General features: G+C 72.7%; 19 protein-coding genes. 9 read left to right on the top strand and 10 right to left on the bottom strand.

All coding sequences use genetic code 11. The features are described 5' to 3' along the window. The first annotated feature begins 58 nt into the window (after window positions 1–58). The gene (locus OO62_RS06240; RefSeq protein WP_033266206.1) at window positions 59–1,348 is read left to right on the top strand and encodes an amino acid deaminase; all 1,290 of its coding nucleotides are present in this window, start codon (window positions 59–61) and stop codon (window positions 1,346–1,348) included. Window positions 1,349–1,445: 97 nt separating this feature from the next. Then, on the top strand, window positions 1,446–3,080 hold the full coding sequence (locus OO62_RS06245; protein WP_033266207.1) for an N-acyl-D-amino-acid deacylase family protein: 1,635 nt from the start codon (window positions 1,446–1,448) through the stop codon (window positions 3,078–3,080). Between the two features lie 19 nt (window positions 3,081–3,099). Here OO62_RS06245 and OO62_RS37670 read toward each other — a convergent pair whose 3' ends face one another. Next, complete coding sequence (locus OO62_RS37670; protein ID WP_078617037.1) at window positions 3,100–5,637, bottom strand: P-loop NTPase fold protein; 2,538 nt, start codon at window positions 5,635–5,637, stop codon at window positions 3,100–3,102. 188 nt (window positions 5,638–5,825) lie between these two features. Between OO62_RS37670 and OO62_RS06255 the strand changes: the two genes are divergently transcribed. After that, the gene (locus OO62_RS06255; RefSeq protein ID WP_033266208.1) at window positions 5,826–7,037 is read left to right on the top strand and encodes a pyridoxal phosphate-dependent aminotransferase; all 1,212 of its coding nucleotides are present in this window, start codon (window positions 5,826–5,828) and stop codon (window positions 7,035–7,037) included. Between the two features lie 85 nt (window positions 7,038–7,122). Continuing rightward, on the top strand, window positions 7,123–7,566 hold the full coding sequence (locus OO62_RS06260; protein WP_033266209.1) for an SCO4983 family protein: 444 nt from the start codon (window positions 7,123–7,125) through the stop codon (window positions 7,564–7,566). A gap of 49 nt (window positions 7,567–7,615) precedes the next feature. On the opposite strand, the gene OO62_RS06265 is transcribed toward OO62_RS06260, so the two are convergent. Together OO62_RS06265 and OO62_RS06270 are read right to left on the bottom strand one after the other, a co-directional pair. Next, complete coding sequence (locus OO62_RS06265; RefSeq protein ID WP_051732792.1) at window positions 7,616–8,776, bottom strand: L-talarate/galactarate dehydratase; 1,161 nt, start codon at window positions 8,774–8,776, stop codon at window positions 7,616–7,618. A 168-nt stretch (window positions 8,777–8,944) separates the two neighbouring features. After that, entirely contained in the window at window positions 8,945–10,783 is a 1,839-nt protein-coding gene (locus tag OO62_RS06270) for a phosphoenolpyruvate carboxykinase (GTP) (protein ID WP_033266210.1), read from the bottom strand. A 238-nt stretch (window positions 10,784–11,021) separates the two neighbouring features. On the opposite strand from OO62_RS06270, the gene trhA reads away from it, so the two are divergent. Next, window positions 11,022–11,738 carry a PAQR family membrane homeostasis protein TrhA gene (trhA, locus tag OO62_RS06275; RefSeq protein WP_033266211.1) on the top strand — a complete coding sequence of 239 codons (717 nt, stop codon included), beginning with the start codon at window positions 11,022–11,024 and terminating at the stop codon, window positions 11,736–11,738. A 187-nt stretch (window positions 11,739–11,925) separates the two neighbouring features. Beyond that, window positions 11,926–12,561, top strand: coding sequence for an acyl-CoA-like ligand-binding transcription factor (locus tag OO62_RS06280; protein ID WP_397681593.1), 636 nt, complete (start codon window positions 11,926–11,928; stop codon window positions 12,559–12,561). On the opposite strand, the gene OO62_RS06285 is transcribed toward OO62_RS06280, so the two are convergent. The 3 genes from OO62_RS06285 to OO62_RS06295 all read right to left on the bottom strand — a co-directional run bounded on the left by OO62_RS06285 (window position 12,551) and on the right by OO62_RS06295 (window position 17,226). After that, the gene (locus tag OO62_RS06285) at window positions 12,551–13,897 is read right to left on the bottom strand and encodes an amidase (RefSeq protein WP_033266213.1); all 1,347 of its coding nucleotides are present in this window, start codon (window positions 13,895–13,897) and stop codon (window positions 12,551–12,553) included. The two genes, OO62_RS06280 and OO62_RS06285, sit on opposite strands and share 11 nt — an antisense overlap. Window positions 13,898–13,984: 87 nt before the next feature. Then, window positions 13,985–14,989, bottom strand: a complete 1,005-nt coding sequence (locus OO62_RS06290) for an MDR family NADP-dependent oxidoreductase (protein ID WP_033266214.1) — start codon at window positions 14,987–14,989, stop codon at window positions 13,985–13,987. A gap of 191 nt (window positions 14,990–15,180) precedes the next feature. Then, complete coding sequence (locus tag OO62_RS06295) at window positions 15,181–17,226, bottom strand: thioredoxin domain-containing protein (protein WP_033266215.1); 2,046 nt, start codon at window positions 17,224–17,226, stop codon at window positions 15,181–15,183. Window positions 17,227–17,428: 202 nt separating this feature from the next. Between OO62_RS06295 and OO62_RS06300 the strand changes: the two genes are divergently transcribed. Beyond that, complete coding sequence (locus OO62_RS06300) at window positions 17,429–20,713, top strand: tetratricopeptide repeat protein (protein ID WP_033266216.1); 3,285 nt, start codon at window positions 17,429–17,431, stop codon at window positions 20,711–20,713. Window positions 20,714–20,982: 269 nt separating this feature from the next. Here OO62_RS06300 and OO62_RS06305 read toward each other — a convergent pair whose 3' ends face one another. Then, window positions 20,983–21,234 carry an RAMP4 family protein gene (locus OO62_RS06305; RefSeq protein ID WP_033266217.1) on the bottom strand — a complete coding sequence of 84 codons (252 nt, stop codon included), beginning with the start codon at window positions 21,232–21,234 and terminating at the stop codon, window positions 20,983–20,985. Window positions 21,235–21,238: 4 nt separating this feature from the next. Continuing rightward, window positions 21,239–22,111: a mycothiol conjugate amidase Mca gene (gene mca, locus OO62_RS06310; protein WP_033266218.1), complete on the bottom strand. Its 873-nt coding sequence runs from the start codon at window positions 22,109–22,111 to the stop codon at window positions 21,239–21,241. A 130-nt stretch (window positions 22,112–22,241) separates the two neighbouring features. Here mca and OO62_RS06315 point away from each other — a divergent pair, with 130 nt between their 5' ends. Beyond that, complete coding sequence (locus OO62_RS06315) at window positions 22,242–22,652, top strand: DUF4307 domain-containing protein (protein WP_033266219.1); 411 nt, start codon at window positions 22,242–22,244, stop codon at window positions 22,650–22,652. Window positions 22,653–22,908: 256 nt separating this feature from the next. Beyond that, window positions 22,909–23,406, top strand: a complete 498-nt coding sequence (greA, locus tag OO62_RS06320; RefSeq protein ID WP_033266220.1) for a transcription elongation factor GreA — start codon at window positions 22,909–22,911, stop codon at window positions 23,404–23,406. A 129-nt stretch (window positions 23,407–23,535) separates the two neighbouring features. Here greA and OO62_RS06325 read toward each other — a convergent pair whose 3' ends face one another. Together OO62_RS06325 and OO62_RS06330 are read right to left on the bottom strand one after the other, a co-directional pair. Beyond that, window positions 23,536–24,414, bottom strand: a complete 879-nt coding sequence (locus OO62_RS06325) for an ABC transporter permease (RefSeq protein ID WP_033266221.1) — start codon at window positions 24,412–24,414, stop codon at window positions 23,536–23,538. Continuing rightward, entirely contained in the window at window positions 24,411–25,460 is a 1,050-nt protein-coding gene (locus OO62_RS06330; protein ID WP_033266222.1) for a daunorubicin resistance protein DrrA family ABC transporter ATP-binding protein, read from the bottom strand. Before OO62_RS06330 ends, OO62_RS06325 begins: the two co-directional genes overlap by 4 nt. Window positions 25,461–25,678 lie beyond the last annotated feature (218 nt).

Raw genomic sequence — 25,678 nt, forward strand, 5'->3', positions numbered from 1 at the left:
CAAGCGATATGCGCAATGAACGTTGCAGAGGATGCAACAGGATCTTGGAGGAGGCCCCATGGCCGGCGAGCGGCTAGCGCAGGGACTCGCGGAACTCGCGGACGAACGGGTCGATCACCGCTTCAAGGGGCTCCCCCCGGACGCCGAGGGGCTGACCGTCGGCGCGCTGGCCGCCGAGCGCCGCAATCTCTTCGACGGCGGGTTCACCACCCCCGTCCTGGCCCTCTCCGCCGAGTCGGTCGAGCACAACCTCGCCCTGATGGAGACCTACTCCGCCCGGCACGGCCTCGCCTTCGCCCCGCACGGCAAGACCTGCATGGCCCCGCAGCTCTTCGCCCGCCAGCTGGAGCACGGCGCCTGGGGCATCACCGCGGCCGTCCCCCACCAGGCCCGGGTCTACCGCCGCTACGGCATCCAGCGCATCTTCCTCGCCAACGAGCTGGTCGACGCCGCCGCGCTGCGCTGGCTCGCCGGCGAACTGGCCGACGACCCCGACTTCCGCTTCGTCGCCTACGTCGACTCGCTGCGCGGCATCGAGCTGATGGACCGGGCGCTGCGGGAGGCCGGCGCGGTCCGCCCGGTGGACGTGGTGGTCGAGCTGGGCGCCGGCGAGGGCGCGCGAACCGGCATCCGCACCGAGACCGAGTGCCGGGAACTCGCCGACGCCATCGCCGGGGTGGACACCCTGCGCCTGGTGGGCGTCGCCGGGTACGAGGGCGAGGTGCCGGACGCCGACCCCGAGCGGGTGACCGCCTGGCTGCGCCGGCTGGTCGCGCTGGCCGTGGAGCTGGACAAGGCGGGCCGGTTCGCGGACCTCGACCAGATCATCGTCAGCGCCGGCGGCAGCGCCTGGTTCGACGCGGTCGCCGAGGTCTTCGCCGAGATCCCCGAACTGTCCGCCCCGGTGCTCAAGCTGCTGCGCTCGGGCGCGTACGTCTCGCACGACAGCGGCCACTACCGCCGCCTGACCCCCTTCAACCGCATCCCGGAGGAGGGCGAGCTGGAGCCGGCCTTCCGACTGTGGGCGCAGGTGGTCTCCCGGCCCACGCCCGGACAGGCGTTCCTCAACGCGGGCAAGCGCGACGCCGCCCACGACCTGGATCTGCCGCAGGCGCAGGTCGTACGGTCCGGCCGGGACGGCTCCGAGCGGCCGGCGGACGGCGTCACCGTCACCGGCCTGTCGGACCAGCACGCCTGGGTCTCCACCGAGCGCAGCGGCGACCTGGAGGTCGGCGACTGGGTGGGTCTCGGCCTGTCGCACCCCTGCACGTCCTTCGACAAGTGGCAGCTCATCCCGCTCGTCGAGCGGGACGGCACGGTCACGGACTTCGTCCGCACCTTCTTCTAGTCCGCACCCGTTGCCGGGGCGCCCTCCCCCGACCCGGGGGGGGCGCCCGCGGCCCGTATCCCCCAAGGCCCCGGCCCGGCACCGAGAAAGGCCCCTCATGGACACCGTGCTCCGCGACGTTCGCGTCATCGACGGGTCCGGCGGTCCGTCCTACCGTGCCGATGTCGCCCTGGCCGGCGGCCGGATCGCCGCGATCCGGCGGGAGGGCGACGGCGGGCCGCGGCCGGACGCCGCGCGCGTGGTGGCCGCCGACGGGCTCGCCCTCGCCCCCGGCTTCATCGACATGCACGCGCACAGCGACCTCGCGCTGCTCCGCGACCCGGCGCACGAGGCCAAGGCCGCGCAGGGCGTCACCCTCGAAGTCATCGGCCAGGACGGCCTGTCGTACGCACCGGTCGACGACCGCACCCTGGCCGAGGTCCGCGCCCAGATCACCGGCTGGAACGGGGGCGGCCCCGGGGACACCTCCGTCGACTTCGACTGGCGCACGGTCGGTGAGTACCTCGACCGCCTCGACCACGGCTTCGACGGCCGGGGCATCGCCGTCAACGCCGCCTACCTCATCCCCCAGGGGACCGTCCGGATGCTCGCCCTCGGCTGGGACGACCGCGACGCCACCCCCGACGAGCTGATGCGGATGAAGCAGCTGGTCGCCGAGGGCCTGGAGCAGGGCGCCGTCGGGCTCTCCTCCGGCCTGACCTACACCCCCGGCATGTACGCGTCCGACGCCGAACTCACCGAACTGTGCCGGGTGGTGGCCCGTTACGACGGCTACTACTGCCCGCACCACCGCTCCTACGGGGCGGGCGCCCTGCGGGCGTACGAGGAGATGCTCGCCCTCACCCGCGAGGCCGGCTGCGCGCTCCACCTCGCCCACGCCACCATGAACTTCGGCGTCAACGAGGGCCGCGCGCCCGACCTGCTGGCCCTCCTGGACAAGGCCCTCGACGCCGGCGCGGACCTCACCCTCGACACCTATCCCTACACGCCGGGCTGTACGACGCTGGTCGCGATGCTGCCGAGCTGGGCGAGCGAGGGCGGCCCCGAGGCGATCCTGGCCCGCCTGAAGGACGACGCGACGGCCGCGCGCATCCGCCACGCCATGGAGGTCGACGGCGCGGACGGCTGCCACGGCGTGCCCATCGACTGGGACGCCATCGAGATCTCCGGCGTCGCGGACCCGGCGCTGGCCGGCCACGTCGGCCGGACGGTGGCCCGCACCGCCGCCGCCCGCGGCGAGGAGCCCTGGGTGACCGCCCGCCGGCTGCTGCTCGACGACCGCCTCGGCTCGACGATCCTCCAGCACGTCGGCCACGAGGACAACGTCCGCGCGATCATGCGGCACCGCGTCCACACCGGCGGCAGCGACGGCATCCTCCAGGGCGACAAGCCGCACCCCCGCGCCTACGGCACTTTCCCCCACTACCTGGGCCACTACGTGCGCGAACTGGGCGTGCTCTCCCTGGAGGAGTGCGTCGCCCACCTGACGGCCCGCCCGGCCGCCCGCCTGCGTCTGCCCGACCGGGGCCTGGTCCGTGAGGGCTACCGCGCCGACCTGGTCCTCTTCGACCCCGACACGGTCGCGGCCGGCGCCACGTACGACGCGCCGCGCACCCTGCCGACGGGCCTGCCGCACGTCCTGATCGACGGCCGCTTCGTCATCGAGGACGGCCGGCGGACGGATGTCCTGGCGGGGCGGGCGGTGCGGCGGACACCGGCGCGGCGGGGCTGAGCAGCCCCAACTCCTGCCGCTACCGCAGCTCCTGCGCGATCTGTTCGACCCACCGCCGCACCACGACGGCATCGGTGGTCACCCCGAGCGCCCCGACCGCCCGCGCGCGTGCCTCTCGGTCCGGATTGATCCGGCCGGCGAAGAAGCCCAGCGGCCCGAGGTAACGGCCCTCGTCGCGCAGCTTCTTGGCGAAGACGAACCCGGCCTCGCCGTCGCCGTCGCGGGTGATGTCGGAGAGCAACAGATCCACCCGGTGTGCGGCCAGCCAGTCGAGGGCGTCCCGCTCGGTGTCGGCCAGTTGGACGGTGGCCCCTTCCCGGCGCAGATCCGTGGCCAGCTCCCGCACGCCGGCCACGACATCGTCCACCCACAGGACGGACAGCCCGTGCAGGCCCGTCGTGACGACGCGCCGTTGCCGGGCGGGGGCCTGGGAGCGGACCACGCTCGTGGCCTCGGCCGCCGACGCCGCCGTGTTGACCGGGAGGGCGGTGTGCTCACGGAGCACGGCCAGTGCCAGATCCCGCAGCTCCTGCGCGTTGTTGGTGAGCGAGGCGCCCAGCGCGGCGGCCCGCTCCTCACGGTCGGTGGAGCGACGGATGGTGAAGAAGACCACGGGACCGTCGTAGTTCCCGTCCGCCTTGAGCCGCTCCACCATCTCGAAGCCCGCGGAGTGGTCCGAGCCCCGGCTGATGTCGGAGATCAGCAGGTCGGGGGTGCGGTTGCGGAGGGCCTGCACGGCGGCGGCGCTCTTGGGCACATGGTTCACCTGCGCCCCGAGCGCCTCCAGCACCTCGCGCACCACGCCCTTCCGGTCGGGCTGGTCGTCGACCCAGAGGACGTCGAAGGCCGGCACCGGGTACAGGCCCGGCGCCGGATACGGGCCCGGCACCGGCGGACCGGCTTGTGCCGGGTAGGCGGCCTGCTGCTGCCCCGGGGGGTACGGCGTCGGCTGCGGGTAACCGCCGTACAGCGGCTGCGGGTCGGGGTACGGCGACGGTGGAGAGGGGTACGACGACTGCGGAGCAGGCTGCTGCGGCACGCCGGCCTGGCCCGGGTACCCCCCGTACGGCCCGTCCCCCGGCCACGCCAGGGGCGGCCCGAACCCGGTGGTGTAGCCGTCCACGCGGGCGCCCTGCACCCCCTGCCAGACGGGGGCCCACTCCCGGGACATCCGGGTCGGCTCCCCGTCGGAACCGGGCGGGCCCTCGCGCAGCCGCAGCAGCAGCCGGTCCGCGTCCTGGCGGGCGGTCAGCTCATCGACGAGGGAGGTGAAGGCCGGGTTGACCACCAACCCGGGGAACTCGTTGGGCAGTTGGCGCTCCAGCACGGCCAGCACCGCTTCGCCGGAGGCGCCGAGCGGGTCCGGCAGCAGCAGGTCGTACCGCGCGAGGAAGTCCCGCGCCGCGCGCAGTTCGTCCTCCCCCGGGCCGGCCCCGGCCGCCAGCAGCGTCCGCCGCACCTCGCGGTAGGCCCGGAACTCGGCCACCACATCGCCGTCGACCGTGCCGGACGGACCGGTCATCATGCGGTAGAAGTCGGGATAGAAGTACTGGAGCAGCAGCGTCCTGATCACCGCGCCGGGGCCGAAGTCGCGCCAGACGGGGTTGAGCGTGGCCTCCAGGACGAACCCGTTGACCAGGCGTTTGATGCGGCGCGGATTCCGGTCCGAGCGCTGCGCCAGCAGCTCCACCAGGGCGTCGTCGAGCAGCGGCGCCACCCCGGCGGTCCGGGCGCACCAGCGGATGTAGTCCTTGACGCCGTAGTTGTCGGCCGCCGGAATCCGGTAACTGGTCTGGAAGATCTTCTCCATGAACGCCGAGCCGGCCGGCGACAGGTCGTGCAGCAGCCCGTTCGGCCCGAGCGCCGAGCGGTCGCAGCCGACCACGAACGCCAGCCCCGGCACGTCCAGATAGACCTTCACCGCCTCGCAGACGGCCAGCACCGTCTCCTCCGAGCACCGGTCGAGGTCGTCGATGAAGACCACCAGGAGCCGCCGGGGCCGGAACTCGGCGGTCTCGGACCACTCCTTGACCAGGTCGCCGATGGCCCCGCGCATCTCGTTGCGGGCCTGGGAGTTGACGGAGAGGCTCTTCCACAGCTCGTCGACCAGGCCCGCCACGCCCAGCGGCCCGGCGGCGACCGTGCTCACCGCCCGTACGGCGCGCAGCAGAGCCCGCCGCTCGGTGACCCGCGCGAGGCCGCGGCGCAGCACCCGCCGGTCGAAGCGCATCAGGACGGACTTGATCAGCCCTTCCAGCGCGTCGGCCCCGGTCGAGGTCCAGGCGTTGTACCAGACGGTGTGCACCTCGGGCGCCTGCGCCAGCTCCGTGTCGACCAGCCGCATCAGGCTGCTCTTGCCCATGCCCCAGCCGGCGTCGACGGCGAGGGTGAAGGGGGTCGCGTCGCGGGAGGCGACCAGCAGGCCGGCGAGCTGGCGGGCGGCGGCGCCGGCGCCCAGCAGATCGGCACCCGGCTCGGCGACCGGCTCGTCGTTGAGCAGCGCGAAGGGACCGTGCTGCGGGGTCGCGGGCGGGGGTAAGTCGGACGGGGCGGCCATGCGCCCGGAGCGTACCGGGGAGCGCCTCGGGGCGCACCGTCGGACGCTCCCGCCGCGCCCGCACCGCGGAATCAGCACCCCGCCGCCGCCCGCCCCGTCACCGTCCGTGAGGAACCCCACACCGTGTGCTGACCGACGTGGGGAAAAACACCGGGCGGGCACCGAAACACGGCCGTAAGGTTGCGGACATGCAGGTGATCCAGTCAACGAAGCTCGCCAACGTCTGCTACGAAATCCGTGGCCCGGTGCTCGAGGAGGCCATGCGGCTGGAGGCGGCCGGTCATCGCATCCTGAAGCTGAACACCGGCAACCCGGCGGCGTTCGGCTTCGAGTGCCCGCCCGAGATCCTGGAGGACATCCTCCGCTCCGTCGGCACGGCACACGGCTACGGCGACGCCAAGGGCCTGCTCTCCGCCCGCCGCGCGGTGATGCAGCACTACCAGACCAAGGGCATCGAGCTCTCCGTCGACGACATCTACCTCGGCAACGGCGTCTCCGAGCTGATCCAGATGTCGATGCAGGCGCTGCTGGACGACGGCGACGAGGTGCTGGTCCCGGCCCCGGACTATCCGCTGTGGACCGCGTCGGTCTCGCTCTCCGGCGGCACGGCCGTGCACTACCGCTGCGACGAGCAGGCGGACTGGATGCCGGACCTCGCCGACATCGAGCGCAAGATCACCGACCGCACCAAGGCCCTCGTCGTCATCAACCCCAACAACCCCACGGGCGCGGTGTACGACGACGAGCTGCTGCGCGGCCTCGCGGAGATCGCCCGCCGGCACAACCTGATCGTCTGCGCCGACGAGATCTACGACAAGATCCTCTACGACGGGGTCACGCACACCCCGTTCGCGTCGCTCGCGCCCGACCTGCTGACCCTGACCTTCAACGGGCTGTCCAAGGCGTACCGGGTGGCGGGCTACCGCAGCGGCTGGATGGCGGTCTGCGGACCGAAGGCGCACGCCGCCTCGTACATCGAGGGCCTGACGATCCTGGCCAACATGCGGCTGTGCGCCAACATGCCGGCGCAGCACGCGGTCGCCACCGCGCTCGGCGGGCGGCAGTCGATCAACGATCTGGTGCTGCCCGGCGGCCGGCTGCTGGAGCAGCGCGACACCGCGTACGAGCTGCTGACCCAGATCCCGGGCGTCACCTGCGTCAAGCCGAAGGGTGCGCTGTACGCCTTCCCGCGGCTGGACCCCGCGGTCTACAAGGTCAAGGACGACCGGCAGATGGTGCTCGACCTGCTGCGCGCCGAGAAGATCATGATCGTGCACGGCACCGGCTTCAACTGGCCGGAGCCGGACCACTTCCGCCTGGTCACGCTGCCCAGCAAGGACGATCTGACGGATGCGGTCACCCGGATCGGGACCTTCCTCGACGGTTACGGACAGTACTGAACCACCGCGACTTCTATACGAGCCACAACTTTAGACAGTGTCTAAGCTAGGATGGCCTCCTGGACGTTTTTCAGGAGGCCACCCCATGTACGAGCCGATCCGCACGAAGTCGGTCCACACCATGGCCGCCGCCCCGGAGATCCCGCACCGCTCCCGCGAGGAGGAGCTGGACATCCGGCTCGCCGGGCAGCTGACCGCGCTGCTCACCGTCACCGACGAGCTGCGCGCACTCGCGACGCGCACCGACACGCCGGAGGCCCGGGGGCTGGACGGCACCGAGCTGGCCGACGCCGCCGAGCGCATCGCCGCACAGGTCGCCCGGCTCAGCGGTGGCCACTACCCGCTGCGCGCCGAGCCCTCGGACAGCGGGGCCGCGTCCCGGACGGCGGCCCTCCAGCAGCGCGCCCACACCCTGGCCGGGAACGCCCTGGCGGTGGCCACGTCCCGGAACGACGCCGAGGCGATGGCCCTGGCGACGGAGCGGATGGCAGCCCACGCGGGCCCGGTGCGGGACCTGGCGTCGGCGTAGCACCGGCCGGCGCCCCGCCCCGTCACTCCAACGGCCCCTTCGGGGCGCGTCAGCCCGGTACGGCGACCGCCTCACGGTCGGTCACCGAGAACTCGCACCGGTCCACGGTCCAGGCCGCGGCCCGGTCGCTCAGCGACAGACCGAGACCCGGCCGGTCCGGTACGCGCATCCGGCCCCCGCTCAGCTCCAGCCGCTCGTTGAACAGCGGCTCCAGCCACTCGAAGTGCTCGACCCAGGCGGTCCTGGGGTAGGCCGCGGCCAGATGGAGATGGACCTCCATCGCGAAGTGCGGCGCGAGGCTCAGCGCCTTGTGGTCGGCGAGCGCCATCACCCGCAGGAAGGGCGTGATGCCGCCGACCCGGGGCGCGTCCGGCTGGACGAAGTCGGCGGCGCCCGCGTCGATCAGCCGGGTGTGCTCCTCGGCGCTGGTGAGCATCTCGCCGGTGGCCACGGGGGTGTCCAACGAGGCCGCGAGCGCGGCGTGACCCTCGGCGTCATGGGCGTCCAACGGCTCCTCGATCCAGGTCAGCCGGAACTGCTCCAGGGTCCGCCCGAAGCGCTGGGCGGTGGCCCGGTCCCACTGCTGGTTGGCGTCCACCATGAGCGCGGTGTCCGCGCCGAGGTGCTCGCGGACCGCCTGGACGCGCCGCAGGTCGGCCGTCGTGTCGGGCTGCCCCACCTTGATCTTGATACCGCCGATGCCGCGCGCCAGAGCCGCGTCGGCGTTGTCCAGCACCTGCTCGATCGGCGCGGAGAGGAAGCCGCCGGAGGTGTTGTAGCAGGGCACGGCCGAGCGGTGGGCGCCGAGGAGCTTGGCCAGCGGCAGGCCGGCGCGGCGCGCCTTGAGGTCCCACAGCGCGATGTCGAATGCGGCGATCGCCTGCACGGCCAGTCCGCTGCGGCCCATCGACGCGCCGGCCCAGAGCAGTTTCTGCCAGAGCCGGCCGATGTCGCTGGGGTCCTCGCCGAGCAGTTCGGGGGCCGTCTCGCGGGCGTGGGCGTAGAGGCCGGGACCGCCCGCCCGCTTGGCGTACCCGAAGCCGAGTCCCTCGTACCCGGCGTCGGTGACGATCCGCGCGAAGACCAACGCGACCTCGGTGAGCGGCTTCTGACGTCCGGTCAGCACCTTGGCGTCACTGATCGGCGCGGTCAGCGGGAGGCGGACGAAGGAGAGATGGACAGCGGCGATGCGGTCAGTGGTGAGGGCCATGGGGCTCAGGGTGGTCCGGCGGCCACCCCCTGGTCAAGAGTCCGAACGATGTTCATGTACGCGAACTCCGCGGGGCGGGTGGGCCGGTGCCGTCGGCCGCGCACAACGGGCCGGGGCCCCGCACCTGTCGGTGCGGGGCCCCGGCCGTCGGTGAGGCTGCGGCGGCGGTCAGCCGAGCCGCTCGACCAGCGCGCGGTACTCGTCCCACAGCTCCTTCGGCGTGTGGTCACCGAAGGTGTTCAGGTGCTCCGGCACCAGCGCGGCCTCCTCGCGCCAGACCTCCTTGTCGACCGTCAGGAGGAAGTCGAGGTCGGAGTCGGCCAGTTCGAGGCCCTTGGTGTCCAGGGCCTCCTTGGTCGGCAGGATGCCGATCGGCGTCTCGACGCCTTCGGCGCGGCCGTCGAGCCGGTCGACGATCCACTTCAGCACGCGGGAGTTCTCGCCGAAGCCGGGCCAGACGAACTTGCCCGCGTCGTTCTTGCGGAACCAGTTGACGTAGTAGATCTTCGGGAGCTTCGCCTGGTCCTTGCCCTTGGCGACGTCGACCCAGTGGCCCATGTAGTCGCCCATGTTGTAGCCGCAGAACGGCAGCATGGCGAACGGGTCGCGGCGCAGCTCGCCGACCTTGCCCTCGGCGGCGGCGGTCTTCTCGGAGGCCACGTTCGCACCGAGGAAGACGCCGTGGTTCCAGTCGAAGGACTCGGTCACCAGCGGCACGGCCGAGGCGCGGCGGCCGCCGAAGAGGATCGCCGAGATCGGCACGCCCTTGGGGTCCTCCCACTCGGGCGCGATGATCGGGCACTGCGAAGCGGGCGTGGTGAAGCGGGCGTTGGGGTGGGCGGCCGGGACGCCGGACTCGGGCGTCCAGTCGTTGCCCTTCCAGTCGGTGAGGTGGGCCGGGGTCTCCTCCGTCATGCCCTCCCACCAGACGTCGTTGTCGTCGGTGAGCGCGACGTTGGTGAAGACGGAGTTGCCCCACAGCGTCTTCATGGCGTTGGCGTTGGTGTGCTCGCCGGTGCCGGGCGCGACGCCGAAGAAGCCGGCCTCGGGGTTGATCGCGTAGAGGCGGCCGTCCTCGCCGAACCGCATCCAGGCGATGTCGTCACCGATCGTCTCGACCGTCCAGCCGGAGATCGTGGGCTCCAGCATGGCGAGGTTGGTCTTGCCGCACGCGGACGGGAAGGCCGCGGCCACGTACTTGGACTCGCCCTGCGGCGGCGTCAGCTTGAGGATCAGCATGTGCTCGGCGAGCCAGCCCTCGTCGCGTGCCATGACGGAGGCGATGCGCAGCGCGTAGCACTTCTTGCCCAGCAGGGCGTTGCCGCCGTAGCCGGAGCCGTACGACCAGATCTCGCGCGACTCGGGGAAGTGCGAGATGTACTTGGTGGAGTTGCACGGCCACGGAACGTCGGCCTCACCCTCGGCCAGCGGGGCGCCCAGGGTGTGCACGGCCTTCACGAAGAAGCCGTCCTCGCCCAGCTCGTCCAGGACGGCCTGGCCCATGCGCGTCATGGTGCGCATCGAGACCGCGACGTAGGCGGAGTCGGTGATCTCCACGCCGAGAGCGGACAGCGGGGAGCCGAGCGGGCCCATGCAGAACGGGACGACGTACATCGTCCGGCCCTTCATCGACCCGCGGAAGATGCCGCCGGCACCGTTCGCGCCGGTGAAGATCTCGCGCATCTCCGCCGGGGCCTTCCAGTGGTTGGTCGGCCCGGCGTCCTCCTCCTTCTCGGAGCAGATGAAGGTGCGGTCCTCGACACGGGCCACGTCCGACGGGTCGGAGGCGGCGTAGTACGAGTTGGGGCGCTTGATCGGGTCGAGCTTCTTGAAGGTGCCCTTGTCGACGAGCTCCTCACACAGCCGCTCGTACTCCGCCTCCGAGCCGTCACACCAGACGACCCGGTCGGGCTGGGTGAGCGCTGCGATCTCGTCGACCCAGGAGACGAGTTCCTGGTGACGGGTCGGGAGGGGCTGGGAAGAGGGAGCCGCGTTGTCGCGCGCCACGATTGCTCCTAGATGAGGGTGTGGACGGATATATGCCCGGTGTGCCGGGAAAATCCGCTTCTTTTAGTTGTTGCCCCTTGGGGGCCGCGACCCGGATGCTTCGTGACCGCTCATCCGGTGCCGTCCGCACTCATTTGATCATCCGACCCGAATACCGTTCTGTCCAGAGGGCGCCTTCGTGACCGTCACCACTCGTGGACGAATCGGTAACCTACGGTTGCGTAGGTAGCATTGCGCCATGACTTCCGCGCCCGACGCCGCCGAGAGCAAGCCCTCTTCCGCGCCGCCCGCGATCACGACGGTCGCCGCCGCTGCCGCGCCCCTCAAGCCGAAACTCCGCGGCTGGCTGCACGCCGGGATGTTCCCCGCCGTACTGCTGTCCGGCGTCATCCTCACCGCACTCGCCGACAGCCCCCGCGGCCGCCTGGCCTGCGCCATCTACACGCTGAGCGCCTGCCTGCTGTTCGGCGTCAGCGCGCTGTACCACCGCGGCAACTGGGGCCCGCGCGCCGACGGCGTGCTGCGCCGGCTCGACCACGCCAACATCTTCCTGATCATCGCCGGCACCTACACCCCGCTGACGATGCTGCTGGTGCCGGGCTCGCGCGGCCAGACGCTGCTCTGGGCGGTCTGGGCGGCCGCGCTGGCAGGCATCGCCTTCCGCGTCTTCTGGGTCGGTGCCCCGCGCTGGCTCTACACGCCCTGCTACATCGCCATGGGCTGGGCCGCCGTCTTCTTCCTGCCCGACTTCCTGCGCTCCGGCGGGGTCGCCGTCCTCGTCCTCGTCATCGTCGGCGGCCTGCTCTACAGCGCCGGCGGCATCATCTACGGCCTCAAGCGCCCCAACCCCTCGCCCCGTTGGTTCGGCTTCCACGAGGTCTTCCACTCCCTCACCCTGGCCGCCTTCGCCGTCCACTACGTCGGCATCTCGCTGGTGGCCTACAGCCACGCCTGAGCCACCACGGCAGCGGCGCGGGCGGCGCTCACCGTCCGCAACCTCCCCACACCCCAGGGTGACACGCGCGACCGACAGTCAGGACTTCGTCAAGGTTCGTTCAGGGGGCGGCAAGGGCGGTGCGCCGGCGCTCGCCGGCCGTTCGCGGCCGTGCCCCTGGGACGTCCGATGCCGGACAATGCTGCCCATGGTCTCCGCACGTACGACTCCCCCCGCCGTGGCCGGGCCGGCCAGGCCCGGGCTGCGGGAGCGGAAGAAGCTCCAGACCCGGCGGGCGATCCGGCGGGCCGCCTACCGGCTCTTCGAGGAGCAGGGGTACGACGCCACCCCCGTCGATCAGATCGCCGAGGCCGCCGAGGTCTCGCCGAGCACCGTCTTCCGCTACTTCCCCACCAAGGAAGACATCGTGCTCACCGACGCGTACCACGCGGTGCTGGAGGCCGGCATCAGGGCCCGCCCCGCGGACGAGCCGCCCGTCGAGTCGATCCGGCAGGCCACCGTCGCGGCGCTCGGCACGGTCGACCCGGAGGACCGCGGGGAACTCCTCCAGCACATCCGGCTGATCCCTGAGGTGCCCGCGATCCGGGGCCGCACGGCAGAGCACACCGCACGGGACGCCGCCATGATCAGCGCGGTGCTGGCCGAGCGCTCCGGCCGGCCCGCCGACGACCTGGAGCTGCGGGTCGTCAGCAGTGCCGTGCTGGCCGCCCTCCAGGAGGCGATGCTGAGCTGGGCGGAGCAGGGCCGGCCCGGCGACCTGGACGGGCTGGCCGAGCTGATCCACCGGACGATGGAGGTCCTGGCGCGGGGGCTCACGCTCTGACGCTCAGCGGCCGTCCGCGCCCCGCGCCGTTCAGCGCGTCCTCGACGCCCGCCGCGGCCGCGAGCAGCGCCTCGTCCGCACCGAGGCCGCCGACCAGCTGGAGGCCCAGCGGCAGCCCGTCGGCGGCGCGGCCGGCGGGCAGACTCAGCGACGGCAGACCGGCGTTGCTCCAGGGAAGACACATGATCGACGTCCCGGTGGTGCTGAGGTCCGCGGGCGCCGGGCCCGTCGCCGACGGGGCGATCCAGAGGTCGACACCGACCGCGGCGCCGGCCGCGGCGAGCCGCTCGCGGAACGCGGCGCGGCGCGTCCGGGCCGCCTCGTAGGCGGCGTCCCCGATCTTCTGCCCCTCCTGGACGGCCGCCGTGGTCTGCTCGCGGTAGCGGTCACCGAAGCGGGCGAACCAGTCGGCGTGGGCCCGCGCGACCTCGTAGCGGTTCATCGTGAAGAGCTGGTCGACGACCTGCGCGAAGTCGTCCATCACCGGGACCTCGCGCACCGGGTAGCCGGCCTGCCGCAGCAGCTCCCGCTGTTCCCCGAAGGCACGCAGGGCCTCCGCGCCGGCGCGCTCCAGATAGGGCCCGACGGGGACGCCCAGCACCGGGCGGCCCGCCCCGGCGGCCGGCCGCGGCGCGCGCCATCCGTCGAGCAGCACCGACGCGGCCAGCGCGACGCCCGCCACGTCCGTGGCGTAGCACCCCAGGGTGTCGAAGCCGGCGGCGTTGGGGATCACCCCGTCGACCGGAATCCGCCCGTAGGTCGGCTTGAACCCGACCACGCCGCAGTACGCGGCCGGACGGATCATCGAGCCGACGGTCTGCGTCCCGATGGCCAGCGGCACCATGCCCGCGGCGACCGCGGCCGCCGAGCCGCTGCTCGAACCCCCGGGCGTGTGCGACAGGTTGTGCGGATTGCGGGTCGGTCCGGGCGCGGTGACCGCGAACTCCGCGGTCACGGTCTTGCCCGCGATCAGCGCGCCGGCCGCCACCAGCCGGTCGACGACGGTGGCCTGCGCACCGCCCAGCACCTCCGGAGGCAGCGCCGAGCCCGCGCGGGTGGGCAGCCCATCCACGTGCACGATGTCCTTGACGCCGACGGGGATGCCGTGGAGGGCGGGCCGGGCGGCGGGGTCCGGCGGGGCCCCGGCCGCACACCGCCGTGCCGCCTCCACCAGGCGGGCACGGCGGCCGGGCTCGGGCACGAAGGCCCGGACCTGCGGGTCGACGGTGTCGATGCGGTCGCACGAGCGGAGCGCCGCGGCGACGGGGTCGTCGGTGCCGTCCCGTAGCGCCGCGGCCTCCTGGACCAGGGATCGGTGCCCGAGCAAGGTCGTCATTTCGGCAGGCTACAACCGGACGCTGACAATGGCCGGTTGGTGCTCTCCGGACCGCTACGGGCGCCCGGGTCCGGCGGGGGCGGCGCCTCACAACTCCACGACGACCGCGCCCAGATGACGCCCTTCGGTCAGCTCCCGCAGGGCCCGCGGTGCCTGCTCGATGCCCTGGAGCCGGGCGTGCGGGAACGTGAGGGTGCCGTCGCGCAGCCCCTCGGCGAACATCCGGTGCCACTCGGGGATCAGGTCCAGGTGGTCGTACAGGGCGACGCCCCGCAGGGTGATGCCGCGGGAGAGCAGCGAGAGGGTGTCGATCTCGGTGGTGGACCGCCCGCCCGGGGAGAGCTGGGTGGCCAGGGCGCCCACGACGGCCAGCCGGGCGCCCCGGTTGGCGACGGCGAGGGCGGCCGTCAGCTGCTCGCCGCCCACGTTGTCGAACAGCGCGTCGATACCCTCCGGGGCGGCCTTGCGCAGTTGCTCCTCGATCGGCCCGGCGCCGCGGAGCACCACCGCGTCATAGCCGAGTTCCCCGATCAGCCGGTCGGCCTTCTGCCGGGAGCCGGTGCTGCCGATGACCCGGGTGGCGCCGTAGCGGCGGGCGATCTGACCCGCCAGCGAACCCACGCCGCCCGCCGCCCCGGTGACGAACACCGTGTCCCCCGGGCGGACTTCGGCACCCCGGGCGACGCCCATCAGGGCGGTGGGGCCCTGGGAGAGGTAGGCGGCCGGGTCGGGCATCAGGGCCGGGTCGAGGCGGTGCGCCTCCGCGGCGTCGAGCAGCGCGTACTCCCGCCAGCCGAGCCGGTGCTCCACCAGGTCGCCGGGGCTGAGGTCGGTGCCCGGGGCGGCGACCACCTCGCCGACGGCGGAGCCGTGCAGCGGCGCGCCGATCCCGTAGGCGGGCATCGGTACGTCGCTGTGCTCGTCCATCAGGGTGCGCATGACGGCGGCGACGCCCATGTGGGTGTTGCGGACCAGCACCTGGCCGGGCGCGGGTTCGGGGACCGGTACGGTCACGACCTCGAAGAGGTCATCGGTGACCGGCCCCTGGGGGCGGGCGGTCAGGCGGACTTCGCGGTGTGTGCGATGCGTCATGCCCCGAGGCTAGATCGGGACACACCGGGCTCGTTCAACCCGGTCTGTGGTCCTAGGACTTGGGCCTCAGGAGGGCGTACGCCAGGGGGGAGTACCGGGCGGGTGGAGCGCCGGGCAGGCGGAGAACCGGACGGGCGGAGTCCCGTACGGGCGGAGTCCCGTACGGGCGCCCCGCCCGGCCCGGCCGCGGCTCACCCCCGGAGCCGCTCCGCCAGCTCCTCCGGGTCCGTGGTGGGCCGCTCACAGGTGAAGTGGCGGCAGACGTAGGCGGCGGGCCGCCCGTCGACCAGGGGGCGGTCCCTGAGGAGCGGCACCTCCCCGGAGTCGTCGGAACCGGGGGAACCCAGCGCGACGACCGCTCCCGGGGCGGTGCCCAGCAGCGCCACGCGGTGCAGTGCGGCGGTGGCCGGATCGTCCTGCGCGCCGACGACCGCGATCTCCCGCGGCCCGTCCAGGGCGGCCTCCGCGACGGCGAGCCCCCAGCCGATGAAGCGCGGGGCGCGGCCGCCGAGCGCGGTGACGATGCCCAGGGCCCGTTCGGCGGCCGTGCGGTGCAGCTCGCTGCCGGTCAGCGCCGCGTACGACAGCAGGGCGCCGGCCGCCGCGGTCCACCCGGAGGGCGTCGCGTTGTCGGTCGGGTCCTGCGGCCGGCGGATCAGCGTCTCGGCGTCGGCGGCGGTGTCGTAGAGCGCGCCGTCCTCGGTGGTGAACTGGAGCAGCACGGTGTCCAGGAAGAAGCCCGCGAACTCCGTCCAGACGCCCTCCCCGGTGACCGCGGCCAGCGCGAGGAACCCCTCGGCGACGTCGGCGTAGTCCTCCAGGACCCCGGAGTTGGCGCCCGGTGCGCCGTCGCGCGAGGTGCGGTGCAGACGGGCCTGCCAGTCCATGTGCACGCGGACCAGCAGGTCGGCGGCGTCGGTGGCGGCCTGGACGAGGTCCGGGCGGTCGAAGTAGGCCCCGGTCTCGGCGAGCGCGGCGATGGCCAGCCCGTTCCAGGCGGCGACGACCTTGTCGTCCCGCCCGGGGCGCGGCCGCTCGGCACGCGCCGCCAGCAGCCGCTCCTTGACGGACGCCATCCGCTCCGCGTCCACCGGGCCGTGCGTGTCGGGGAGTTGGAGCACCGAGGCGCCCTCCTCGAAGGTGCCCTCCTCGGTGACGCCGAAGCAGGCGGCGGCGAACTCCGCGTCCTTCTCGCCCAGTACGGCGCGCAGCTGCTCCGGCGTCCATACGTAGTACGCGCCCTCGACGTGCTTCCCGGAGCCGTCGTCGCTGTCCGCGTCCAGCGCGGAGGCGAAGCCGCCCTGGTCGGTGCGGAGTTCGCGGACCATGAAGTCGGCGGTCTCCAGGGCGACCCGGCGGGCCAGGTCCGAGCCGGTGGCCCGCCACAGGTGGGCGTAGGTCCGGCACAGCAGGGCGTTGTCGTAGAGCATCTTCTCGAAGTGCGGCACGGTCCACGTGGCGTCCACCGCATAGCGCGCGAAACCGCCGCCGAGCTGGTCGTAGATGCCGCCGCGGGCCATCGCCGCGCAGGTCGCCTGCACCATCTCCAGGGCCGCCGCGGAGCCGGTGCGGGCGTGGTGGCGCAGCAGGAACTCCAGCGCCATGGACGGCGGGAACTTGGGCGCGCCGCCGAACCCGCCGCGCACCGCGTCGAAGTCGCGGGTCAGGCCCATCAGGGCGGTGTGCAGCTCCTCGGGGCGCGGCGGCCGGCGGTCGGCGGGCAGCGACTCGGTCAGCGAGCGCCCGGCCAGGTCGGCGACGATCCGGCCGGCCACCTCGCCGACCTCGTCGCGGCGGTCCGTCCAGGCGCTGCGCACGCCTTCCAGGACCTGGCCGAAGGACGGCATGCCGTGGCGGGGCGCGGGCGGGAAGTACGTACCGAAGTAGAACGGCTCGGCGTCGGGGGTGAGGAAGACGGTCATCGGCCAGCCGCCCTGGCCGGTGGCGGCCTGCACGGCCTCCATGTACACCGCGTCGACGTCCGGCCGCTCCTCGCGGTCGACCTTGACCGGCACGAAGTGCTCGTTGAGCAGCGCGGCCGTGTCCGGGTCCTCGAAGCTCTCGTGCGCCATCACGTGGCACCAGTGGCAGGAGCTGTAGCCGACGCTCAGCAGCACCGGCACGCCGCGCCGCCGGGCCTCCTCGAACGCGTCGGCGGACCACGGCCACCAGTCGACGGGGTTGTCGGCGTGCTGGAGCAGATACGGGGAAGTCTCATGGGCCAGGCGGTTCGGCATGTCTCCATCCTCTCCCAAGGAGGCGCGGCGGCGCGGGAGCGCGGGGAGTTATCCACAGGGCTGCCGGAAAGCGTGTGAACGCGGAACACTGTGCGTACGGCGAAGATCACCGCCGGAGACCACCGGAGACCGCCGGAACCGATGGAACTGCCGGCACGCCGGAGACTGCTGGAACTGCTGGAACTGCTGGAGGGGGAGGGGCATGCCGGGCACACCGACTGTGCTGCGCGACAGCCACCGGGCGGAAGCCGAAGCACTGTTGACCAGGGCCGTGGAGGAGGAGGTGCGCCGCTCGGGGGGCCGGCTCGACCGGGAGGCGCTGGCCGGCCGGGCCCGGGGGGCGCTGGAGGAACTGGCCGGCAGCGCCTCGGAGGAGTACACCGCGTACGTCCGCGCGCTGGACGAGGCGGCCGCCGGCCGGTCGTCGCTGGGCGGCCGGCTCTCGCGCAAGGAACTGGGCACCCCCGCGGTGGCGACGGCCGTGGCGGCGCTGGCGGCCTTCGGCACGGACCTCTCGTACGGCACCGGCGCGGGCCCGGCGCTGGCCGTGGGCGCCTCCGTGCTGGTGGCGGGCGCGACGGCCACGGTACTGAAGCTGACCGCGGGCCATTTCCCGGCCGCGCACCACGAGGCCGGCCGGCGCGGCCAGCCCGGCGGGGCGGAGCAGCTGCGGCTCCAGTGGCTGACGGCTCTGGAGGTGCGCGGCATCCGGCCGTTCCTCGACCAGCAGCGGATGCTGACGGCGGCGGCCCGCGGCAGCGGCCCGGCGGCGAGGTCTGTCGCGTCTGCCGCGTCGAAGACCGGGCGGGGGCCGCAGCTGCGCGGCGCCGACCGGAGTGCCGCGGCCCGCCAGCGGTCCGTACTGGAGCACTCGTTCACCCAACTCCCCAGCCCGGACGGCCTGTTCGCCGGGCGGCGGGCCGAGCTGACGCAGATCGCGCAGTGGGTGCACGCGGCCCGCGCCAGCACCGAGACCAAGCCGACGGTGGTGGTGCTGCACGGCGAGCCGGGCTCGGGGCGGACGGCTCTGGCGGTGCGGGCCACCCACCAGCTGCGCGACCAGTTCCGTGGCGCCTGTGTGGTGGATCTGCGCGGGGAGACGCCCGGTGAGGCGCCGCTGCCGACCAGAGACGCGCTGCTGCACCTGCTCAATCGCCTGGGCGCGCCGCGCGAGCAGCTGCTGTTCCGCGAGCGCCCCTCGCAGGAGCAGCACGTCAAGCGGCTCGGCGAGCTGTACCACCAGCATCTGACGGGCCTGCCGGTGACGGTGCTGCTGGACGACGCCGCCGATCCGGAGCAGGTGCGCACCCTGGTGCCGGAGCGCTCCGACAGCCTCGTGCTGGTCACCTCCCGGACGCCGCTGGAGCTGCCCGCGGACCTGGAGGCGTGGGTGCATCAGCTGCCCGTCGGCCCGCTGGACCCGGCGGGCACCGAAGAGCTGCTGCGCGCCGCCGCGGACGACGAGGCGGCGGGCGAGGCGGTGCCGTACGACGCCCGGGCGATCGAGGAGATCTCCGCACAGTGCGCCGGGCTGCCGCTGGCGCTGCGGGTGGCGGGCTCCGCGCTCGGCCCGCGCAGCACCGCCGCGCTGGCCGGGGACCTCGCGGCCCACGGGGCGCTGCCCCCGGTGGAGCGGGCGCTGGCGCTGCGCTACGCCGACCAGCCGGAGACTGCCCGGCGGCTGCTGCGCCGGCTGGCACTGGTGGGCCGGGCCAGCCTGGGCGCGGCGGCCGCGGCCGCCCTGCTGGGCGTCGAGAACGCGGAGGCCGAGCGGCAGCTCACAGCGCTGGCCCGGGCCGGGCTGATCGAGCACGTCCGCGGCGAGCGCTACCGCATGCACGCACTGGTGCACCACTTCGCGCACGACCGGCTGATGGACGAGGAGGAGCCGGAGGAGCGCGGCGCGGCCCAGGAGCGGCTGATCCGCGGCTACGCGGAGCTGGCCGACTCCGTCATCCGGCTGGTCGACGGGCGCACGTCCACGCGCGCCGACCGCTTCGGCTCGCACGGCTTCACCTCGCTGGACGCGGCCCTGCAGTGGCTGGACGACGAGACCAGCTTCATCACCGCCGCGCTGCGCCACGCCGACCAGGGCGTGGACCGGGCGGCGGTCTCCCATCTGCTGGGCGCGCTGGCCGACTACTGCCTGCTGCGCGGGGACCTCTACCGCCTGGGCGAGCTGAACGAGCTGACCCGGGCCGTCGGCGAAGGGCTGCTGGTCCGCTCCGTGCAGTGGCGTACGGGTGTGGCGGCCCGGCAGCTCGGCGAGCTGGACAAGGCGCGCACGACCCTGTCGTCGGTGGTCGACCTCTACTTCGAGGCGCAGCATCCGGCGGGCGCCGCCCGTGCGCTGCGCGATCTGGGCATCACACTCCAGCAGCAGGGCAATCTGGCGGAGGCCGCGGCCAAGCTCCGCGAGGCGCTGGATCTTCAGTCGGGCCCCGACATGCACGGTGACCGGGCCTGGACGCTGCACGCCCTGGCGGCGGTGGAGCGGGACCGCGCCCAGCTCGCCGACGCGGTCGCCATGCTGCGCGAGGCGCTGGACCTGCACGGGGAGAGCGAGAGCATCCACGGCCAGGCGTGGGCGCACTTCCAGCTCGGCCAGGTGTATCTGCGGCTGGGCGAGGTGGCGCGGGCGGAGAGCGCCCTGCACGCGGCGCTGGAGCTGTACGGCCGTACGCACGACGAGCGCGGTGCGGCCTGGGCGATGACCCAGCTGGCCCGGGCCCGGCTGGTGGACGGCGAACCGGGCCCGGCGGTCGACCGGCTGCGGCAGGCGCTGCCGCTGCACCATCAGCACGAGGACGCCCGGGGTGAGGCATGGACGATGTACTACCTGGGCCAGGCGCTGGAGGAGCGCGGCGAACACGACGCGGCGCTGCGGCAGCTGGAGCGTTCGCGGACGATGTTCAGCCGGATGCAGGACGGCTACGGCCTGGCGTGCGCCCGGCACCACTCCGGGCGGGTCACCCGTGACATGCGGGCGGAGCAGACCGGTTCGCTGCGCAACAGCGGCTTCGCCCGGCAGCTGCTGCAGGACGCCCGCAAGGACTTCCAGCGGATCGGGGTGCCCCACGGGGAGGCGTGGTCCTGTCTGGAGCTGCTGATCATCGACGCGGGCAACGGCCGGGCCGCGCAGGCGCTGGAGCTGGCCGACGAGGCGGCGCGGATATTCGCCGGCTACGGCGACCGGCGGGGCGAGGACTGGGCGCGGTTCCTGCGCTGCACGCTGCTGCCGTTCGCCTCGCCGGGCGGCTCCGTGGTGGGCGCGGCCGTCGCCCAGGAGGAGCTGGCGCAGCTGGTGCGGGAGAAGCATCCGAGCCGCGACTCCCGGCTGGAGGACTGCGCGGAGGCGTTCGGGGTACTGCTGGACCGCGGAGTGGAGCCGGAGACGGGATGGCAGGCATGGCGCCTGGGCATGGTGCCGAACCGCCATGCGCGCGAGGTGATGGGGGTGCTCGTCGCGACGGACAGCACGGAGTGACCCGCGGCGCCGGAGTCGTTCCGGGCCTGCGGGGCAGAGGCTGACGGGCCGGGCCGCGGCTCGCTGACCGCTCGGGCCAGCGAGCCGCCGGGGCGGTCAGCCGGCCGTTGCCGTGCGGCCGGCCGTCGACCGGCACCCGGTCCGTGCGCCCACCGGGAGGGCACCGGCGGGCCGGCGGCGGCGAACCACCGCCCGCCGCGGTCCCGGGACCTCGCCGTCAGCCGGTCGTCGCCGGCCGGCCTTCACCGGCCGGCCTTCACCGGCCGGCTTCAGCCGGTCTTCGACCCGGCGGCCGTGGAGCCGGCCGGGGCGTCGGCCGCGGGCTCGCCCTCCTCCGGCTGCTCCGCGAAGTCCACCTTCTTCATGTGCTTGTTCATGGACTTCATCAGCAGCCACACGGCGCCGCCGATGACCGCGAAGACGATGAAGCCGAGGACGCCGGGCGTCACCTTGTCCTTGTCGAAGCTGTCGGCAAGGGTGACGAAGTGCGTCATGGCGAGGGTGCTGGTCGCGCTCATCATGGGGTCAATTGTTGCGGATGCCCGCGAAGAGGTCGTCCTCGGGGAGGGAAGTGTCCACGAGCGACTTCGCGAGCTCGTACTCCTCCGTCGGCCAGACCTCGCGCTGGATGTCCATCGGGACCCGGAACCAACCGCCGTCGGGGTCGATCTGGGTGGCGTGCGCGATCAGCGCCTTGTCCCGGATCTCGAAGAAGTCGGCGCACGGAACGTAGGTGGTCAGGGTGCGCTCACGCTGCTCGAACTGCTTCCAGCGCTCCAGCCACTCCCCGTACGGCGAGTCCATGCCGCGCTCCAGCAGCGCCTCGTGCAGCGCGACCGTGCGCGGCCGGTTGAAGCCCTGGTTGTAGTAGAGCTTCTGGGGCTGCCAGGGCTCACCGGCCTCCGGGTACTTCTCCGGGTCGCCGGCCGCCTCGAAGGCCACCATCGTGATCTTGTGGGTCATGATGTGGTCCGGGTGCGGGTAGCCACCGTTCTCGTCGTAGGTCGTGATGACCTGCGGCTTGAACTCGCGGATCAGCTTGACCAGGCGTCCGGCCGCCTCGTCGACGTCCTGAAGCGCGAAGCAGCCCTCGGGCAGCGGCGGCAGCGGGTCGCCCTCGGGCAGCCCGGAGTCGACGAAGCCCAGCCACTCCTGCTTGACCCCGAGGATCTCCCGGGCCTCGTCCATCTCCTTCTTGCGCACCTCGTGGATGTGCTCCTCGATGTACGGGTCCCCCTGGAGCTTGGGGTTGAGGATGGAACCTCGCTCACCGCCTGTGCAGGTGGCGACCAGCACGTCCACCCCCTCGGACACGTACTTGGCCATGGTGGCCGCACCCTTGCTCGACTCGTCGTCGGGGTGGGCGTGGACCGCCATCAATCGCAGCTGCTCAGTCAAGACTCGATCCTCAGTTAAAGGCCGGAGAAGATGCCTCCTATAGTGACCGAAGCGAGGGGGCGCTGTATTCCCTGGGGCGGGGACCCCCCGGGGGTTCACGGCCCGGGTCCCCGTACCAGGAGGAACGATCATGACCGCGGTGCGCGAAGGGCTCCCCGACGGACGCTACGGCCGCTCCGCGGACCAGCGCGCGGACCGCAAGCTCAAGATCATCGGCGCGGTGCTCGGTGCCGTGCTGCTGGGCGTGGTCGCCTGGTCCGGCGTCTCGTACATCGCGGGGCAGGACCTCAGCGGCCGGGTGATCACCTGGGACGCGGTCTCCGACCACGCCGTCAAGGTGCATCTGGAGATCGTCAAGGGCACGGACGACAAGGGCGTGTGCACGCTTCGCTCGCAGGCCGACGACGGCTCCGAGGTCGGCCGTAAGGACGTCACCGTCGACCAGCGCACGGAGCAGGTGGACACCGAGGTCACGGTGCGCACGACGAAGCGGGCGACCAACGCGGTACTCGTCGGCTGCACGGCGTCGGCCGGCGGCTGAGCCCGTACCGGGCCCGCCGGCGGCAGACCCGCGGCAGGGCCGTCACCGCCTTCCGGTCCGACGCGCGCCACGTTCGTCACAGGGCGTGTCGCGACCGCCTCTGATCAGCGATGATGTGTTCCTGTGCGGTCCCTGTGAATTTCCTCTTCCCCGTTTTGTGCCGGAATTGTTAGGCTCGTGGTTTCGCCCACCTGTGAAGGCGCAAACCTTCCTGGTAGGGCGTTTGATTTATCCCCAGTACCGACGAGGAGCACCTGTGACCCAGACCAGCGAGAACGTCACCTGGCTGACCCAGGAGGCGTATGACCAGCTCAAGGCCGAGCTGGAGCACCTGTCTGGTCCCGCACGCGCCGAGATCACCCAGAAGATCGCGGCGGCCCGCGAGGAAGGTGACCTGAAGGAGAACGCCGGGTACCACGCGGCCAAGGAGGAGCAGGGCAAGCAGGAGGCGCGCGTGCGCCAGCTGACCCAGCTGCTGCAGGCCGCGAAGGTCGGCGAGCCCCCCGCCGCCAACGGCGTCGTCGCTCCCGGCATGGTCGTCACCATCGCGTTCGACGGCGACCCGGACGACACGCTCGAGTTCCTTCTGGCCTCGCGGGAGTACGCGAGCTCGGACATCGAGACCTACTCCCCGCAGTCGCCGCTGGGCACGGGCGTGAACGGCAAGAAGATCGGGGCCGACGCGGAGTACGAGCTCCCGAACGGCAAGAAGGCCAGCGTCAAGATTCTCGACGCCAAGCCGTACACCGGCTGAGAGCCGACACCGGCCGGTGCCGCACACCGGCCGGGGCCGCGTCCCACGGCCCCCCACACCCCACGGATCGCGAAGCGGCCCGGAGCACCAGGCTCCGGGCCGCTTCCGTGTGCCGTAACGCTCAGTGGTTCAGGCGGTGGCCGAGCGGTACTTGCGGACCGCCAGCGTCCGGAAGACCGCGATGATCAGTACCGACCAGATCACCGACGCCAGCACCGGATGCTCCATCGGCCAGGCGCCGGTCACCGACGTGGTCCGCCCGCCGATGGTGTTGCCGAACAGCTCCCGGGCCGCGGCCACCGTCGCACTGAACGGGTTCCACTCCGCGACGTGCTGGAGGAACGCCGGCATGCCGTTGACCGGGACGAAGGCGTTGGAGATGAAGGTCAGCGGGAACAGCCAGATCAGCCCGCCGGAGGTGGCCGCCTCGGGCGTCCGCACCGAGAGCCCGATCAGCGCGCCGATCCAGGAGAACGCGTAGCCGAGCAGGAGCAGCAGGGCGAAGCCGGCCAGCACCTCGGCGAGGCTCTCGTGGGTGCGCCAGCCGATCAGCAGCGCGACGACGGCCAGCACCACCAGCGTCAGCGCGGTCTGTACGAGGTCGGCGAGGGTCCGCCCGGTGAGCACCGCGCCGCGCGACATCGGCAGCGACCGGAACCGGTCGATGAGCCCCTTGTGCATGTCGTCGGCGATGCCGGCGCCCGCCCCCGCCGTGGCGAAGGTGACGGTCTGCGCGAAGATCCCGGCCATCAGGAACTCGCGGTACGCCTGGGCGTCGCCGACCGGGGCGCCGGGGATGTTGATCGAACCGCCGAAGACGTACGTGAACAGCACCACGAACATGATCGGCTGGATCAGCCCGAAGATCACCACCTCGGGGATCCGCATCATCCGGATCAGATTGCGCTTGGCGACCACGAGCGAGTCGCGCACGGAGCGGCTGACGCCGCTGCGGGCCTGCGGGGCCGGGGCGGGGGCGCCGCCGGCCGTTTCGGTCACCGTGGTCACTTCACGCCCTCCTTCTGCCGCCCGAGGCCGGCCGTGCCGCCGCCCTCGTCGTCACCGGCACCCTCCGCAACGCCGGTCCCGCCGTTCGCGCCGTTCCCGTCCGCGGCCTCGGCGGCGTGCCCGGTCAGCGCTATGAAGACGTCGTCGAGGGTGGGGCGGCGCAGTCCGATGTCGTCGATCTCCACACCCCGGATGTCCAGCTCGCGGATGACCTCGGCGAGCAGCTTGGCGCCACCGGCCACCGGAACGGTGAGCTTGCGGGTGTGCGGCTCGACCGTCCCCTCGCCCTTGCCGAAGCCCCGCAGGACCTCCTCGGCGACGGTGAGGTGCTCGGGGGCATGCACCACGACCTCGACGCGCTCGCCGCCGGTGCGCGCCTTGAGCTGGTCGGAGGTGCCACGGGCGATGACCTTGCCGTGGTCGACGACGCAGATGTCGTGTGCGAGGCGGTCGGCCTCCTCCAGGTACTGGGTGGTGAGCAGCAGGGTCGTGCCGCCCGCGACCAGTTCCTGGATGACGTCCCACAGTGCCTGGCGGTTGCGCGGGTCCAGGCCGGTGGTCGGTTCGTCCATGAACATCACGGGCGGGCTGACGACCAGCGCGGCCGCGAGGTCGAGCCGGCGGCGCATCCCGCCGGAGTAGGTCTTGGCGGTGCGGTCGGCGGCGTCGCCCAGGTTGAAGCGCTCCAGCAGTTCGACGGCCCGGCGCTTGGCGTCCCGGCCGCTCATCTGGTAGAGCTGACCGACCATCATCAGGTTCTCGCGGCCGGTCAAGTACTCGTCCACGGCGGCGAATTGGCCGGACAGTCCTATCGAGCGGCGCACCTTGTCGGGGTGGGCGAGGACATCGATGCCGGCAACCCGCGCCGTGCCCCGGTCGGGCCGGAGAAGGGTCGTCAGGACCCGTACGGCGGTGGTCTTGCCGGCACCGTTGGGGCCGAGCATTCCGAGGACGGTTCCTTCGGGAACGTCGAGGTCGACGCCGTCCAGTGCCCTCACGTCGCCGAAGGTCTTCACCAGACCTTCGGCGTAAATGGCGCCTGGCATATGGGTACTCCCATGGCTTGGGTCAGTTCCAGGTCGAATATTACGTTTGGCGGCTCATGCCTGCTCTGCAGGCATGTGTCGCTTCCGGAACGCCGTAGCCGATCGCCGAACGCGGTCGGCGGCACCCCGTCACCGGGATGCTACTCGGAAACGCGATACATCGCGATATGAATGTCGGATTCCGTCACGTCATACGGCAACCACTCCGCCGGGGCTCC

It is taken from the genome of Streptomyces lydicus (assembly GCF_000717345.1).
GTDB classification, from domain to species: domain Bacteria; phylum Actinomycetota; class Actinomycetes; order Streptomycetales; family Streptomycetaceae; genus Streptomyces; species Streptomyces lydicus.

What these genes read in the sequence shown, in the direction of transcription:
- OO62_RS06240 (WP_033266206.1), top strand. Translation starts at nt 59, where the DNA reads ATGGCCGGCGAGCGGCTAGCGCAGGGACTCGCGGAACTCGCGGACGAA.
- OO62_RS06245 (WP_033266207.1), top strand. Translation starts at nt 1,446, where the DNA reads ATGGACACCGTGCTCCGCGACGTTCGCGTCATCGACGGGTCCGGCGGT.
- OO62_RS37670 (WP_078617037.1), bottom strand. Translation starts at nt 5,637, where the DNA reads ATGGCCGCCCCGTCCGACTTACCCCCGCCCGCGACCCCGCAGCACGGT.
- OO62_RS06255 (WP_033266208.1), top strand. Translation starts at nt 5,826, where the DNA reads ATGCAGGTGATCCAGTCAACGAAGCTCGCCAACGTCTGCTACGAAATC.
- OO62_RS06260 (WP_033266209.1), top strand. Translation starts at nt 7,123, where the DNA reads ATGTACGAGCCGATCCGCACGAAGTCGGTCCACACCATGGCCGCCGCC.
- OO62_RS06265 (WP_051732792.1), bottom strand. Translation starts at nt 8,776, where the DNA reads ATGGCCCTCACCACTGACCGCATCGCCGCTGTCCATCTCTCCTTCGTC.
- trhA (WP_033266211.1), top strand. Translation starts at nt 11,022, where the DNA reads ATGACTTCCGCGCCCGACGCCGCCGAGAGCAAGCCCTCTTCCGCGCCG.
- OO62_RS06280 (WP_397681593.1), top strand. Translation starts at nt 11,926, where the DNA reads ATGGTCTCCGCACGTACGACTCCCCCCGCCGTGGCCGGGCCGGCCAGG.
- OO62_RS06285 (WP_033266213.1), bottom strand. Translation starts at nt 13,897, where the DNA reads ATGACGACCTTGCTCGGGCACCGATCCCTGGTCCAGGAGGCCGCGGCG.
- OO62_RS06290 (WP_033266214.1), bottom strand. Translation starts at nt 14,989, where the DNA reads ATGACGCATCGCACACACCGCGAAGTCCGCCTGACCGCCCGCCCCCAG.
- OO62_RS06295 (WP_033266215.1), bottom strand. Translation starts at nt 17,226, where the DNA reads ATGCCGAACCGCCTGGCCCATGAGACTTCCCCGTATCTGCTCCAGCAC.
- OO62_RS06300 (WP_033266216.1), top strand. Translation starts at nt 17,429, where the DNA reads ATGCCGGGCACACCGACTGTGCTGCGCGACAGCCACCGGGCGGAAGCC.
- OO62_RS06305 (WP_033266217.1), bottom strand. Translation starts at nt 21,234, where the DNA reads ATGATGAGCGCGACCAGCACCCTCGCCATGACGCACTTCGTCACCCTT.
- OO62_RS06315 (WP_033266219.1), top strand. Translation starts at nt 22,242, where the DNA reads ATGACCGCGGTGCGCGAAGGGCTCCCCGACGGACGCTACGGCCGCTCC.
- OO62_RS06330 (WP_033266222.1), bottom strand. Translation starts at nt 25,460, where the DNA reads ATGCCAGGCGCCATTTACGCCGAAGGTCTGGTGAAGACCTTCGGCGAC.